The organism is Nocardia sp. NPDC005366, assembly GCF_040606855.1.
In the GTDB taxonomy this organism is placed as follows: Bacteria; Actinomycetota; Actinomycetes; order Mycobacteriales; family Mycobacteriaceae; genus Nocardia.
The window spans coordinates 105,996-120,669 of the sequence record NZ_JBEXFQ010000005.1; the positions used below are offsets into that span (position 1 = coordinate 105,996).

Annotated in this window: 13 protein-coding genes; 3 read left to right on the forward strand and 10 right to left on the reverse strand. The window is 67.2% G+C overall.

All coding sequences use genetic code 11. The annotated features are described in order from the left end of the window. Window positions 1-569: 569 nt before the first annotated feature. A complete protein-coding gene (locus tag ABZS43_RS07960; protein ID WP_355035074.1) occupies window positions 570-2,117 on the forward strand; it encodes an Hsp70 family protein in 1,548 nt (515 codons plus the stop codon). Between the two features lie 30 nt (window positions 2,118-2,147). Here ABZS43_RS07960 and tsaD read toward each other — a convergent pair whose 3' ends face one another. The 7 genes from tsaD to ABZS43_RS07995 all read right to left on the reverse strand — a co-directional run bounded on the left by tsaD (window position 2,148) and on the right by ABZS43_RS07995 (window position 9,009). Further along, the gene (tsaD, locus tag ABZS43_RS07965; RefSeq protein ID WP_355035075.1) at window positions 2,148-3,191 is read right to left on the reverse strand and encodes a tRNA (adenosine(37)-N6)-threonylcarbamoyltransferase complex transferase subunit TsaD; all 1,044 of its coding nucleotides are present in this window, start codon (window positions 3,189-3,191) and stop codon (window positions 2,148-2,150) included. Next, the gene (gene rimI, locus ABZS43_RS07970) at window positions 3,188-3,679 is read right to left on the reverse strand and encodes a ribosomal protein S18-alanine N-acetyltransferase (protein ID WP_355035225.1); all 492 of its coding nucleotides are present in this window, start codon (window positions 3,677-3,679) and stop codon (window positions 3,188-3,190) included. The genes tsaD and rimI overlap by 4 nt, the downstream gene beginning before the upstream one ends. 80 nt (window positions 3,680-3,759) lie before the next feature. Further along, window positions 3,760-4,455: a tRNA (adenosine(37)-N6)-threonylcarbamoyltransferase complex dimerization subunit type 1 TsaB gene (tsaB, locus tag ABZS43_RS07975; RefSeq protein WP_355035076.1), complete on the reverse strand. Its 696-nt coding sequence runs from the start codon at window positions 4,453-4,455 to the stop codon at window positions 3,760-3,762. 109 nt (window positions 4,456-4,564) lie between these two features. Continuing rightward, complete coding sequence (gene tsaE, locus ABZS43_RS07980) at window positions 4,565-5,008, reverse strand: tRNA (adenosine(37)-N6)-threonylcarbamoyltransferase complex ATPase subunit type 1 TsaE (RefSeq protein WP_355035077.1); 444 nt, start codon at window positions 5,006-5,008, stop codon at window positions 4,565-4,567. A gap of 103 nt (window positions 5,009-5,111) precedes the next feature. After that, window positions 5,112-6,209, reverse strand: coding sequence for an alpha/beta hydrolase (locus tag ABZS43_RS07985; protein WP_355035078.1), 1,098 nt, complete (start codon window positions 6,207-6,209; stop codon window positions 5,112-5,114). 102 nt (window positions 6,210-6,311) lie between these two features. After that, window positions 6,312-7,457, reverse strand: a complete 1,146-nt coding sequence (gene alr / locus ABZS43_RS07990) for an alanine racemase (RefSeq protein ID WP_355035079.1) — start codon at window positions 7,455-7,457, stop codon at window positions 6,312-6,314. 106 nt (window positions 7,458-7,563) lie between these two features. Beyond that, a complete protein-coding gene (locus ABZS43_RS07995; RefSeq protein ID WP_355035080.1) occupies window positions 7,564-9,009 on the reverse strand; it encodes an NAD(P)H-hydrate dehydratase in 1,446 nt (481 codons plus the stop codon). Between the two features lie 149 nt (window positions 9,010-9,158). On the opposite strand from ABZS43_RS07995, the gene ABZS43_RS08000 reads away from it, so the two are divergent. After that, window positions 9,159-9,587 (forward strand): cupredoxin family copper-binding protein, encoded by a 429-nt coding sequence (locus ABZS43_RS08000; RefSeq protein ID WP_355035081.1) that lies wholly within the window; start codon window positions 9,159-9,161, stop codon window positions 9,585-9,587. 135 nt (window positions 9,588-9,722) lie between these two features. On the opposite strand, the gene glmS is transcribed toward ABZS43_RS08000, so the two are convergent. Then, window positions 9,723-11,603, reverse strand: a complete 1,881-nt coding sequence (gene glmS / locus ABZS43_RS08005) for a glutamine--fructose-6-phosphate transaminase (isomerizing) (protein WP_355035082.1) — start codon at window positions 11,601-11,603, stop codon at window positions 9,723-9,725. A gap of 36 nt (window positions 11,604-11,639) precedes the next feature. Between glmS and ABZS43_RS08010 the strand changes: the two genes are divergently transcribed. Next, complete coding sequence (locus tag ABZS43_RS08010) at window positions 11,640-12,497, forward strand: dienelactone hydrolase family protein (protein WP_355035083.1); 858 nt, start codon at window positions 11,640-11,642, stop codon at window positions 12,495-12,497. A 48-nt stretch (window positions 12,498-12,545) separates the two neighbouring features. On the opposite strand, the gene ABZS43_RS08015 is transcribed toward ABZS43_RS08010, so the two are convergent. Next, window positions 12,546-12,887 (reverse strand): hypothetical protein, encoded by a 342-nt coding sequence (locus ABZS43_RS08015; RefSeq protein ID WP_355035084.1) that lies wholly within the window; start codon window positions 12,885-12,887, stop codon window positions 12,546-12,548. Window positions 12,888-12,903: 16 nt separating this feature from the next. Next, the gene (locus ABZS43_RS08020) at window positions 12,904-14,640 is read right to left on the reverse strand and encodes a hypothetical protein (RefSeq protein ID WP_355035085.1); all 1,737 of its coding nucleotides are present in this window, start codon (window positions 14,638-14,640) and stop codon (window positions 12,904-12,906) included. Window positions 14,641-14,674 lie beyond the last annotated feature (34 nt).

The following is a 14,674-nucleotide window of genomic DNA, read 5'->3' on the forward strand; positions in this document are numbered from 1 at the left end:
CCGAACGATCTGACCCTGCGCATAGCCCCGTCGTCGCGGGTGCCGGGACCCCTGCTCAGTGGTCAAAGGCTTGGCACCCACACATCACGCGGTGCCTGCTAGCACTCTATACATGAGAGTGCCAGCGCTCAAGGGCGGGCCGTGCCAATTCCCGTCCGCGCGGCTCGCGGCGCACCGAGAACGGGTCGACACACACTGAACAGGGCACGTTGGCCCACACTCCGTGGGCTTCCTATTAGTTCGCCGAATCTGTAACGTTCGGATAACAGATTGTGACAGTATTGACGACGGTCGCTGTACGCCCGCCTGATTCGTCACGAACCGGCGTCGCAGGGAGCGCGGTCAGTGTCACGAAACACCCAGCCAGAAGACATCACCTGTAACAGCAGCACCACAAAGCTTCACCAGAGAGCAACTCCACACGTGATCGAAGGCCGTTCCCAGCGACCCCACCGGACAACGGGTCGGCCGGATTGTGCGTCCGGATCGTCCGTCATCCACGTGGCGGCCCCGCAGTCCAGTTCGAGATGGTCGGCGACACGGTGACCATCCGCTCGAAGGGAGGTGAAATGCGAACATCACTCGGCATCTCCGCCGGCACCGAGGTCGTGTGCTCCGCGCTGGTCGCCACCGCGCCGAACGGGGCCCAGAGTTTCGACTATCGTGTCGTCTCCGTCGACGCCGCCCAGTCCGATCTCGGCGATCTCGTGTCCTCCTCGATCGAACTGATGACGACCCAGCTGCCCGCCAGTCAGCAGATCACCTACGACGTCGCCTTCCCGGTCGGAGCGCGCTTCACGGGCAGCCATCCCACCGGCCTCGACGCCGTGCCGACCAGTGTCGCAGTCGCCTATCGCAGCAAGGAGCAGGCCCAGCTCATCCGGGCCGCCACCGGCAAGCAGCGCGATCTCCAGCTGATCCCCGAATGCGACGCCGCCCTCACCTATCTGCGCCACACCGGACTACTCGACCGCTATACGACGGTCGCCATCGTCGATCTCGGCGCCTCCGGGCTCACCGTCACCGTCGCCGAACAGGCCGACGGGACCGTCCTCCGGTCCGAACGCACCACCGCGATCTGCGGCAACGCCATCGACGACCTCATCTACCACCACCTGGTCGATCTGCACTACGCCAGGCGCGGAACCAGGCCCAATCGCGGCATGCTGACCAACCGCGGCAGGGCGGCCAAAGAGCACCTCTCGATCGCGCCCGCGGTGACGATCGATCACGTGGCCGGGCGTCCGCTGAAGCTGACCAGGGCAGATTTCGAGGAACTGATCGCCGACCTCCTGCGGGATACGGCTGCTTTCGCCGCCGCGGTCTTCGCGAGAACGTCCACCTACCCGGAAGCGGTGGTGGTAATCGGCGGCGGGGCCAATATTCCCTCGGTGGTGACCACCCTCGCCGACAACCTCGGCCTGCCGGTGCACACGGTGGACGATCCGGAAGCCGTCATCGCCAAAGGCGCGGCGCTGGTGGCCGATTCGGTACAGCCATCGACCTTCCCGGTCGCGACACTCGGCACCGACGCGCCGGTCGGCACCTTCACCAAGGTCATCGGCACCCTCGCGGGCGCGATCGTCGTCGTCGGCCTGGTGATCGGTTACGGCATCAAGACTTTCGCGCCCACCGCGGACGACGAGATCTCCCCCGCGGGCACGACCAGCAGCGCCCAGCAGGTGCCGAACCCGCCGATCAACGTGGCCCCGCCCACCGCAGCGGGCACCGCCACCGGCCGCGACAGCACGAGTCGGCCCGCCATCGGCACCATCCCCTCCACCACGCAGGAGCCCGCGCAACCGCCGAGCAGTAACGGTCCGACCTCACCCCTGCCGACCACCCCGGCCGCGCCGACCCAGCCGACGCTGCGGCCCGACCCGAACCTGCCGTCGATCCCGTTCCCGGAGTTGCTCGCTCCGCCCCTCGGCGACAGCGACGAGCCCGCGCCGGTGCTGCCGGAACACAACGGTTCCGATACCCGAACCCCGTCCCCGACGACCGGCGCGGCGCCGACGCCGGCGCGGACCCCGGCACGGACGCGCATTCCCCTGACGTTCCCGCCGCATTCCGATTCGGGATCATCGACGCCACCTACCGTGGGCGCCCCCCGGTAACGGTCGGCCGCGGCGATGGTCGTCCGGGCTTCAGGCGACCTGGCTGGTCGACACCGGAAGGCCCGGGTCGGTGGCGACAGTCAGCGCGGACGGCGTCGCACCACCCGCGATGACATGCGCGCCCAATGCCGCGATCATGACGCCGTTATCGGTGCACAGCCGGGGTTTCGGCACGCGCAGCGTCAAACCGGCCGCGAGGCAGCGTTCTTCGGCCATGGAACGGATGCGGGAGTTGGCGGTGGCGCCGCCGCCGAGCACGAGGGTGTCCACGCCGACATCGGTGGCCGCCCTGATCGCTTTCATGGTGAGTACATCGGCGACCGACTCCTGGAACGAGGCCGCGATATCCGGAATCGGAAGCCGATCCGGGGTGATGCCCTGACGCTGGGCCGCCTCGACATGCCTGGCCACCGCGGTTTTCAGGCCGGAGAACGAGAAGTCGTAGCGGGGATCACGCGGTCCGGTCATACCGCGTGGGAAGGCGATCGCTTTCGGATCTCCCGCTTGCGCCGCCGAGTCGAGCGCGGGGCCACCGGGATAGCCGAGGCCGAGCAGCCTGGCCACCTTGTCGAAGGCTTCCCCCGCCGCGTCGTCGACGGTGCTGCCGAGTTCCACGATCGGCTCGCCCAGATCGGTGACGTGCAACAGGTGGGTATGACCGCCGGAGACCAGTAGCGCGACGCACGGCGGCATCGGACCGTGTTCGAGAGTGTCCACCGCGACATGTCCGCCGAGGTGATTCAACGCGTAGAACGGCACATCCCACGCCGCCGCATAGGCTTTCGCGGCGGCGACACCGACCAGTAGCGCACCGGCGAGACCCGGCCCGATGGTGACGGCCAGCGCATCGGGTTTGACGACGCCCGCCGCCGACAGCGCCCGCCGCATCGCGGGAACGATCGCCTCCAGGTGCGCGCGCGAGGCGATCTCGGGCACGACACCGCCGAAACGGGCGTGCTGGTCGACGCTGGAGGCGACCTCGTCGGCGAGCAGTTCGCAACCGCCGTCGCCGTTCCAGCGGACGATCCCGACTCCGGTTTCGTCGCAGGAACTTTCGATACCCATCACGATCACGACAGCACCTCGTCCTGCTGGATGCTGCGCCACGCCTGTCCTTGCGCGGTCAATTCCGGCCTGCGCATGGTGTAGGCGTCCGCGCCGCTGGGGTGGTAGTAGTTCTTGCGCAGTCCGATGATGTGGAACCCGTGTTTGGCGTACATCGCGATGGCGGGCTGATTGTCGGTCCGCACCTCGAGGAATACCGGCCCGCCGCGTTTACCCGCCTCGGCCAGCAGCGCCTCTAGCAGCAATGTGCCGACGCCGCCACGGTGGCAGGTCGGGTCGACGCCGATGGTGTGCACTTCGGCCTCGGGGTGTTCGGTGTCACCCAGCAGGGCGATACCCGCGTACCCCACCATGCGCCCCTGTTCGTCGCGGGCCGCGATATAGCGATTGTGCGCAGCGGCGAGTTCCGACCGGAAGGCCACCGCCTGCCAGGGATCGTCCTCGGGGAACAGCAACTGCTCCAGGTCGACGCAGCGCTCGATATCGGCGACGGTCATCGGCTCGATACGGATAACGCCACGGACCGTCTTCTCCTCGGCCGACTGCTCGTGCGACTCCCTTTCCTGATCCACGGGCGTCACGCTCCCGTCCGGTCGAGGGTGCGGAAACTGTTCTCGACCGCGTCGGGTCTGCGCAGATACAGCGGCGTCAGCGGTTGCGGCACCGCGCGCGCGAGCAGATCGGTCGCGGCGACGCGCACCAGTCCGGCAGGCGAGGGTGTCTCGACCGGCACCACGGGAAGATCGAAAAAGTCCACGTGCGATGCCGATCCGGCGATGACCTCCGCCTGCGCCGAATCCAGATCACCGGGTTTGGTCACCTCGGGTCCCGCCACCCGAACGCCGTCGCGGTAGCGAGCCCAGTACACCTCGCGCCTGCGCGCGTCGGTCACCACGAGCAGTTCACAGTCCGGCGTCAGATCCGGCGCGGAATCGGCGGCGATGGCGTCGAGGCTGCACACGCCGTATACCGGAATGCCCAGCGCGTCCCCGAACGCGGCGGCGGTCGCCATGCCGACCCGCAGCCCGGTGAACGGTCCCGGGCCGACGCCGACCACGACCGCGGCGATATCGGTTCTGGAACGGCCTGCCTCGGTGAGGCATTCGAGGATCTGCGGGGTCAGCACCTCCGCGTGCGCCCGGGGATCGACCCGGACACGCGAGGCGACTGTCCGCAGGTCCACCGTGGTGGTCGCATCCGACGCGCCCTGCTCCAGTTCCACCAATCCCGCTGTAACGGCGGGTGTCGCGGTGTCGACAGCTAGTACAAGCATGATTGGCCCAACGATACCGGGTGGTACCTGGCCGTGGCGCGGAGCTACCGGGTAGCAACGAGGAACTGGTCATTTCCCGTTTCGCACGGCGCCGCGACTGTGATCGGCGCTACTGCACCCACTCCCAGACGGCAGTTCGCACATCGGAATCCGGTTCCCGCGACAACCGCACCCGCAGATGCCGGTCGGTCAGATGCTCGACCACCCCGAGTCCCCACTCCACCACCACGACCGCGTGCTGCAGATCGGTGTCCAGATCGAGCGCGTCCAACTCATCCAGATCCCCGCCCAGCCGATACGCGTCGACGTGCACCATCGGCACCGCACCGGCCCCCGTGCCCGCCCGGTGCTGCCTGGCGATGATGAACGTGGGCGAACTCACTCGCCCCTGCACCCCGAGCCCCGCCGCGATCCCTCGCGTCAGCGCAGTCTTGCCAGCACCGAGTGGTCCGTCGAGCACCACCAGATCCCCCGCCGACAATTCGGCCGACAACTCCCGGCCCAGCGCCTCGGTGTCCTCCACCGTCGGCAGCACCCGCTGTCGTAGCGCCACCGCCGCCTCCGATCCGAACGTCCGCTGAACTCGCCCGAGCGTACCGGCGCGGGCTTGGTGAGCAGGCGGGCGGCTCGCCACGCGGGTCGCGACTCGCCCGCGTTCAGCTCCCCGTGGCCTCCGGCGCCGATTCCGAGCGCGCCGAGTCGACGCGCGCACGGGCCGCGCCGAGGAGTCGGTCGATGGCGTCGTTGACGACATCCGGGAATTGCAGGTGCGGCATGTGGGCGGCACCGTCGAGACGGACCAGCGTGCTGCCGGGAAGTTCGCGGTGCAGCGCACGGGAGTTGCGGAACGGAATGACCAGGTCGTGGCCGCCGCCGAGGACGAGAACGGGCATGTCGGCCAGGATCGGCAGCGCACCCGATTCGTCGTGCAGTTCGAACGCTTTCAAGAATTTGACGATCGTCTCGACGGGGGTTCTGTCGATCATGGCCGTGGTGAAACGCGACAGTGTCGGGCTCACCGGACCGTGGTAGGAGCTCACGTGCAGGATCGGGGCGATGATGTGGCGGACCGTACTGCGTCCCGCCTGGACGAGGGTCGGCGCGGTGTGCACGGCCAGCCGGAAACCGTCGATCGCCGGATTGCGCAGCAGTTGGGTGACACCGGCCGCGGTGACCTCGGCGGCCGCGGTGGACAGCAGCCCCACGCCGATCACCCTGTCGGAGAACAGCGTCGGGAACTGCGCCGCCGCGGCCAGCACCGCCATCCCGCCGAGGGAATGACCGATCAGCACGACAAAACCGGTGGGCGCGGTCTGTTCGAGCACCGCCGCCACATCACACCCGAGTTGAGCGATGGTGCACCGGTCGGTGGCCGGGGTGCCGGAACGTCCGTGCCCGCGCAGATCGAAGAAGACCATGCGAACCCCCGCGCCCCAACGTTTTTGCAGATCGCGACGCTGGAAGTGGAAGGACTCCATGCTGTTGCAGAACCCGTGCACGAAGATCACGGTGACCGGCGCGTCCGCAGGTCCGCATTCCCGGGTGGCGAGGCGGACACCGTCGTGGGTGAGCACCGCGCCCGCGCGGTCACGCTCCAGCAGAGTGAAATCCTCGCCGCGATATTCGTCACGGCCCATCGGCCACAGCACCCGCGCCCCCACCCTGCGTAACGCGTGTGCTCCCGCCAGCGCGCCGACCACCCCCGCCGTCGCCATCCCCCCACGCAACATGCGATTCGACCGTCGCGATCCCATCGGAAACCCTCTCAGATAACGGCATGCACACGAGTCGGCCACGCGACGCGAACAAGCGCTGCCACGGTCACCATAATCGCCCCGCGAGCGTGACGTCGACGCTCAGGTTCGCCCGCCCACATGACGACGGATAACCCGACCCTTCGGCGCGCAAACGACTTCGTAGTGAATGGTGTCGAGCAGATCGGCCCAGTCCTGCGCTCCGGGCTCGCCCGCACCGACGCCGAACAGCACCGCGGTATCGCCCTCGATGACGTCGGCCGGGTTGTCACCCAGGTCGACGACGAATTGGTCCATGCAGACGCGGCCGACGCTCGGGTGCCGCGAGCCACCGAGAAAGACCTCGAAACGCCCACTCAGCGAGCGGAAGACGCCGTCGGCGTACCCCGCGGGGACGAGCGCGACCGTGGTGTCGCGCGGGGCGATCCACTGATGCCCGTAGGACACCCCCTCCCCCGCCGCGACCCGCTTGACCAGCGCGACCCGCGCCTGGAATGTCATCGCGGGCCGCAGCCCGAAATCGGGCAGGCCGGGAACGGGAGGAAGCCCGTACACCGCGATGCCGGGACGCACCATATCGAAGGCCAGGTCGGGTCGGGTGAGCGTGGCGGCCGAATTCGCCAGATGCGTCGTTTCCGGATCCAGACCGACCGCCCTCGCGGCGGCGATAGCCCCGATGAAGCGGTCGCGCTGCTCGTCCAGGAAGGGATGTTCGGGCTCGTCGGCATGCGCGAGGTGGGAGAAGATCGCCCGGAACCGCACCACGCCCTCGTCGACCAGCGAGCGCAGCGCCGCGAGGACCACCGGGTACTCGTCGGGCGAGATACCGTTGCGGTTCAGTCCGGTATCGACTTTGAGCGTCACGATGGCGCTGCGTCGCATCCCGCGCGCGGTCGCCGCCACCGCCCGCAGATGCGCCAGCGACGACACCCCGATCTCGATATCGGCCCCGATGGCCGCGGCGTAGTCCGCATCGGCATTGTTGAGCCAGCACAGAATCGGCACGGTGATCCCCGCGGCGCGCAACCGCACCGCCTCCGGCACCGTCGTCACCCCGAGTTCGGCCGCCCCCGCCGCCAACGCGGTGCGGGCCACCTCGACCGCGCCGTGGTTGTATCCGTCGGCCTTCACCACGACCATCACGGCCGCGTCACCGGCGTATTCACGCAGGACACGCACGTTATGGGCGATGGCATCCAGATCGACGACGGTTTCCACTTGGGCGTTCACGGCTAACGATCCTGCCATCCCCGGTTCACTTCGAGAGCGGACTTCGCCCCGGCGCATCCACGTCGCGGCGATTTTTCGGGTCCGCTAGCGGGTCGAACGATCCCACAGGTGATGTGACGCACGCTTATCGTCTATCGGGTGCCAGAGCACGCAGTGTGCCGATCGCGGGACGCAGGTGGTCGAGCAGTGGCGATGCCGAGATGGGGGCCGCGGCGGGACCTGCGCTGGCGGCCAGGTTGGCCGCGAGGCTGTGCGCGCGAGCCGCCGCCGCCGCCGACCAGACCGGATCGCGGCCCGCCGCGAGGAGCGCGCCGATGATTCCGGACAGGACGTCGCCCGCGCCGGCGGTGGCGGCCCATGAACCGCCCGCCTCGTTGACGAGAACCGGGCGACCGGGGGCGGCGATCAGTGTCGCACGGCCTTTCAACAGCACGGTGAGCCGCCAGGATTCGGCCAGTTCGCGTACCGCGGCCACCCGGTCGGGCCCGACGTCATGGCCGGTCAGGCGCGCGTATTCACCGGCATGCGGGGTCAACACGGTGGGTGCGGCGCGGCCACGGATCAGCGCGGGGTCCGCAGCGAGCAGGGTGAGTCCGTCTGCGTCGACGACGACGGGGAGATCCGTCGCGAGGATTTCGGCCAGACGCCCGCGCGCGTCGGAATCCGTGCCCGCTCCCGGACCGAAGACCCAGGACTGCACGCGACCCATCGCCGAGACGGACTCAGCAGCGATCACTTCGGGGAAATGCGTCAGTACCTCACCGGCCCCGGTGCCCGCATAACGCACCATCCCGGAAGTGGCCGCCACCGCCGCACCGGTGCACAGTACGGCCGCGCCCGGATAGGTCGCGCTGCCGGCGCACACACCGGTGACACCCTGCGAATACTTATCGTCGGCGGGGCCGGGCACCGGCCAGTCGGCGCCGACAGCGCCGGACTCCAGCGCCGCCAGCCTCGGTTCGGGCAGCTGTAAACCGATGGGCACCAACTCGATTCGCCCGCAATACGGCGCGGCGAGCGCGTGCACCGGTTTGTACGCGCCGAAGGAGACGGTGACATCGGCACGAACAGCAGGCCCCGTCACCGCGCCGGTATCCGGGTCGACACCACTGGGTAGATCCACGGCGACGATCGGAACATCGATTCCGGCGACGAGTTCCGCCGCACGCGGGCGCAGCGGACCTAGCCCGGAGATGCCGACGATCCCGTCGACGACCAGATCGGGTGAGCCGATCCCGTCTCCGATCCGGCCACCGGTCGCGCGCAGAGCGGCGAGGCCTTTCGCATGCGCGCGTTCGGGATTCAACAGCACCGCCGTCACCGTGACGCCGCGGCGGCGCAATATCGAACCGGCCCACAGCGCGTCGCCGCCGTTATCCCCCGACCCCACCAGCAGCGTCACCGAACGACCCGCCACACCGCCGGTGCGCGCACGCAGTTCCGCCGCGACGACTCTGGCCAACCCGTACGCCGCGCGCCGCATCGGCACGCCATCCGGCACCCGGGTGAACAATTCGGCTTCCGCCGTCCGAACTTCGTCGGCGGTGAAATATCCCCGCTGCGTGGACATCCGCGCATCGCCTCCACTGCGTCGATCCGGCATTGCCTTCCCGCCCCGGTTCGGGGGGCGATCCGACCCTACCCGCCGACGAACGCCGAGGAGGGCGTCGGCCACGGTGCCGGGTGGCCCGGCGGTGACCGCGACTAGGCTTGGCCATCATGTCGATCGGTAGCCACGCCAAAACCGCCCGGGTCGTGACCGGATTCGTCCTGGCCGCCACCGTCCTGCTGTCGAGTTGCGGGTCCGGTGACTCCGATTCGCCCGCGACCTCCACCGCGAAATCCCCGAACGCGGCCACCTCGGCCCCCGCGAACACCGGTGCGCGCAAGACCGCCGCGGTAACCGTCACCGTCGATGATATGAGCTTCTCGCCGGAGAACGTCACCGTCAAAGTCGGCGATACCGTGGCATGGAAGTTCTCCGACCGGTACCCCCATTCCGTGCAGGGGATCGGAGACAAGGCGATGGGTATCAACAGCCCCATATTCACCACCGGCGAATGGAGTTACACCTTCACCGCCCCCGGCACCTACCGCTACCTCTGCTCCCTGCACCCGCAGATGCGCGGGACTGTCACGGTGGAGTAGATCCAGCACCGCGGTGCGCGACGCACGATCTGTTACCGAGTATCAGAGGGCGATCGCCGACCGGTCCCGGATCATGCCGACTCCGGGACCGTTCCTATCGGTGAAACACCGTGCATCACAACAGATTCGGTCGATTCACTCGACGGTGACGGATTTGGCCAGATTCCTCGGTTTGTCCACGTCGTACCCACGCGCCTGCGCCACCTCGGCGGCGAATATCTGCAACGGGACCGTCGACAGCAGCGGCTGGAACAGCGTCGGCGCCGAGGGAATCTCGATGAGATCGTCGGCGAACGGGCGAACCGTGTCGTCACCCTCCTCCGCGATCACGATGGTGCGCGCGCCGCGTGCCTGGATCTCACGGATATTGCTGAGCAGTTTGGAATGCAGCACGGCACGGCCCTTCGGCGATGGCATCACCACGATGACCGGCAGTCCGTCCTCGATCAGCGCGATCGGACCGTGCTTGAGCTCACCCGCCGCGAAACCCTCCGCATGCATGTAGGCGAGTTCCTTGAGTTTGAGCGCACCCTCCAGCGCGACCGGATAGCCGACGTGACGACCGAGGAACAGCACGGTCGGCACGTGAGCCAACTCCCGTGCGATCGCCCGCACCTGCGGACCGGTCTCCAGCACCCGCGCCACCAGCTTCGGCATCGCCTCCAGCTCGGCGAATTCCCTGGCCACCTCGTCCGGATATTTGGTGCCCCTCGCCTGCGCGAGCGCCAGCCCGACCAGATAGTTCGCCGTCACCTGGGCGAGGAACGCCTTGGTGGAGGCGACGCCGATCTCCGGGCCGGTCCTGGTGTAGAGCACCGCGTCGGACTCGCGCGGAATCTGCGCGCCGTTGGTATTGCAGATCGCGAGGACGCGCGCCTTCTGCTCCTTGGCGTGGCGAACCGCTTCCAGCGTGTCGGCGGTCTCACCCGACTGGGAGATCGCCACGACCAGGGTGGACCGGTCGAGCACCGGATCGCGGTAGCGGAATTCGCTGGCCAGCTCGACCTCGACCGGCAGCCGGGTCCAGTGCTCGATCGCGTACTTGGCCAGCAGACCCGCGTGATAGGAGCTGCCGCAGGCCACGACGAAGACCTTGTCGAATTCGCGCAATTCCTGATCGGCGAGGCGCTGCTCGTCGAGCACGATCCGGCCACCGGCCTCGTCCTGGGTGAAATGCCCGATCAAGGTGTCCGCGACACCCGCGGGCTGCTCCTCGATCTCCTTGAGCATGAAGTAGTCGTGGCCGCCCTTCTCGGCGGCGGCCAGATCCCAGTCGATGGTGAACGGGCGGGTCTTACCGCTGACCTCGTTACCGTCGAAATCGGTGACCAGGTAGGAATCCGCGGTGATCACCACGGCCTGATCCTGCCCCAGTTCCACCGCCTCACGCGTGTGCTCGATGAACGCGGTGACATCGGAGGCGACGAACATCTCGCCCTGGCCGACACCCACCACCAACGGGGTGGAGCGGCGGGCGGCGATGATCAGGCCCGGGTGGTCGGCATGGGTGAAGACCAGCGTGAACGCACCCTCGAGCCGCCGCAGCACGGCCAGCGCGCTGGCGACGAAATCACCCGCGGTCGGGCCCGCGGCGTAGGCGAGGCCGACCAGGTGCACCGCGACCTCGGTATCGGTATCGCTGCGCAACTCCACCCCGGCCGCTTCGAGTTCCTTACGCAGCGGCGCGAAGTTCTCGATGATGCCGTTGTGCACCACGGCCACCTTCTCGGTGATATCGCGGTGCGGGTGCGCGTTGCGATCGGTCGGCGCGCCGTGTGTCGCCCACCGGGTATGGCCCATTCCCGTGGTGCCGACGAAGCGCTCGGCCCCCGATTCGGCGAGTTCGGCCTCCAGATTCGCCAGCCGTCCCGCCTTGCGTTCCACGGCCAGAACGCCCGAATCGCTGAGGATCGCGACCCCCGCGGAGTCGTAGCCCCGATATTCCATGCGGCGCAACGCGTCAACGACAACGCCGAGCGCGTCCCGGTACCCGACGTAGCCAACGATTCCGCACATGGCTCCCCAGAGTACTTATCGGATAACGTTCACGTCGTGTCGGCGTCTGTGAAATCCCTTTTGAGCACCCTGACCAGCCGTGGCCCGCACCGCGTGTTGCGCGGCAATCTGGCGATCGCGGGCCAGCCCGGGGTCGTCTATACGCCCGAATCGGGGCGCAACCTGCCCGCTGTCGCCTTCGGCCACGGCTGGCTGACCGGCGCGTCGAAGTATCGACAGCTGATGGAGCATCTAGCTTCCTGGGGTTTCGTCGTCGCCGCCCCCGACACCGAGCGAGGGCCGATTCCGTCACATCTGGGTCTCGCCACCGATCTGCTCACCACCCTGGATATCTGCACCGGCGTTCGACTCGGCGACGGCGACATCAGCGTGCACCCGGATCGCCTGGCCCTCGCCGGGCACGCCATGGGTGCGGGCGCCGCGGTGCTCGCCGCCGGCCAGCGCGAGGTCGCCGCCGTCGCCGCCCTCTTCCCCGCCCCCACCGCGCCGTCCGCCGAAAGCGTCGCACCCGATATCGACTGCCCCGCCCTGATCCTGGCGGCTGCCTCCGGTATCGAATCGGTCAACTCCAACGCCATCCCCCTCGCCACCGTCTGGGGCGGGCAGAGCATCCTGCGCGCCCTCGACGGCGCCTCCAACAACGGCATCGTCGAGGGCCGTCGAGCACTCGGCGCTCTCGGAGTGGGCAAGCACGAACGCAAGACCGCCCGTGCCACCCAGGCCCTGCTCACCGGCTACCTGCTCCACACCCTCCTCGGCGACAAGACCTACGAACCTTTCGCCGATCCCGAAGCCGAAATTCCCCACACCCACGTGATCGACCCCCACGCCCCCCGCGAGGAGGAGAAGCCCAAACTCTCCCTCGGCACTGTCGCCTCCCTGATCCGGAAGTGAGGGGCAGCACCGATCAGCACAGATCGGCGCCGCGGACCACCCCTCCGGTCAGATCAGCCAACTCTTGCGCCGGTAGTACTCGCCTTCGGGATCGTCGTCCTCGTCGATGGGGGTAACGACATCCTTCGATTTGCGGGCGGCGATAGACCGGGCGATCGCTTCTCGCTGCTCGCGCGCCTCGGTCTCGAGCCGCTTCCGTTCATCGGCTTCGAGGCGGGCTTGCGCTTCCCGCTCGGCTTCGACACGCTCGATGGCTTCGAGCAACGCCGCACCGTCGTCCGCGCTGAGGCTTCTCTTCATCTCGTCGTATTCGCTTTGCAGTCGCAGCACACCACGCCGGTATTCTTCGACGACGCACTCGATTTGATATCCGTAATCCATCGCGATCACTTTTCACTCGGGTGTCTCACAGCGGGCCTGCCTCGGCCAATTGCGCACCACTGTCGGGCTGCCGCACCGCCTGCTCGTCTTGTGTCCCCGGTGCCGGAGCGACCGTGGGTGTGTGTTCTCCGTCCTCCCCCCGACGCGCACCGGACGGTACGCCGGGGCTCGCACCCGGCTGACCCGTGTCCTCCTCGGAGGATTTTGCGGCAGGCTGCTCCCGTTTGTCTTCCCCGTTCGCTCCTCGCTGCTTACCTTCCTCTTTCTCACCGCCGCCTTTCTCGCCGTCGCCTTTTTCGCCGCCACCTTTTTCGCCGCCGTCCTTCCCGACTTCGTCGATGGAGATCTGCGGATGACCGTCTTCGTCCAACTTCACGCTGTACTCGTGCGATGTGCCGTCGGCGTCGGTCGCGACTAGCTTCGGCTGACCGTCCGGACCGACTTCGAGCGCGAAATGCTTACCCGCGAGGTCGAACTCGCTCACCTTCTTCTCGCCCTTGGTCTCTTCGCCGGCCTTCTCGTCGTCCGGCTCAGCATTCTTCTGCTCTTCGGCCGCTGCTTCCGCTTTTTCCAGAGCATCCTGGATGCCGTCGGTAATCAACCCGCTGAGCGAACTCAAGCCGGTCTCGAGACTTTGAGTCAACGTGCTTGCCGCCGACGCCAGCGTCTGGGCGGCCTGACCGAGGGAGGCGAGACCAGTCAGAGAGTTGGAAGTGGCCTTGCTGTCACCGGATTTGCCATCACCGGAGTTGCCATCGCCAGATTTGCCATCACCGGATTTGCCATCACCGGACTTGCCATCACCGGACTTCCCATCACCGGACTTCCCATCACCGGACTTCCCATCGCCAGATTTGCCATCGCCAGATTTGCCGTCACCAGATTTGCCGTCACCGGACTTCCCATCACCGGACTTCCCATCACCAGATTTGCCGTCACCGGACTTCCCATCGTCACCGGACGTCTTCTTGCTGTCATCGTTCGGGGTACTGACTTTCGGTGTTTCGACAGGCATCGGATACGCGGCCGTATCAACGCCGTTCAGCGCTGCAACCAGATCGTCGTATATTTGCCTTACCGTCGTCTCGGTGTCGGCGCACAGTTTTTCGAAGTTGGCTACCGTGGCTTCGACGTGAGGGACGAATGTTCCTTCCAACCACCGCTTGGCCTCTCGCCCTTCGGCCGATTCACCGTCGTTCCACGCGACCACGATGAATTTGTCGATATTCTCCCTGCCTTGCCCGTTCGCATCGGGAATATCCGGCAAAGTCGGATGCCAATAGTTCTTGACCGCTTGAGCTTTGGCCTTGACGACTACACGTAAACCAGTGGCGGCCTTGGTCAACACCGAGGACAAGGTCGAAACATCCGTATAGTCTGCTTCTGCTCGCTTGATCTGAGCGTCCAACATCTGCCATGCCGCATCGCCAGCCTGCCCCTGCCAGACAGACGGTAAAGCCGTCCGCTGTTTGGCTTGTTTATCGAGTTCCTCCTTGGCGGTGGTGACCACCCGCCCCATCGCCACGGCCATACAGTCCAATGCCGCGATATCCATACCACGCTCGACATCGTACTTAGCGTAAATCGTATTCATCTGCGTCATCGAAATATCGCTTCGGCCGAAACCGAAAGAGTCGAAGCATGTGCTGTACCGCGGCAGATACTCCTCGAAATACATCAGACCGGTAGCACCGTCGTTCAATAGATCGTCCGCCGATGCGTCGGCGCGCGCCGACAACGTAGTCGATTCATTTCCGGCCACTTGGTACACCCCCCAATCGACGGCACTCTGGTGT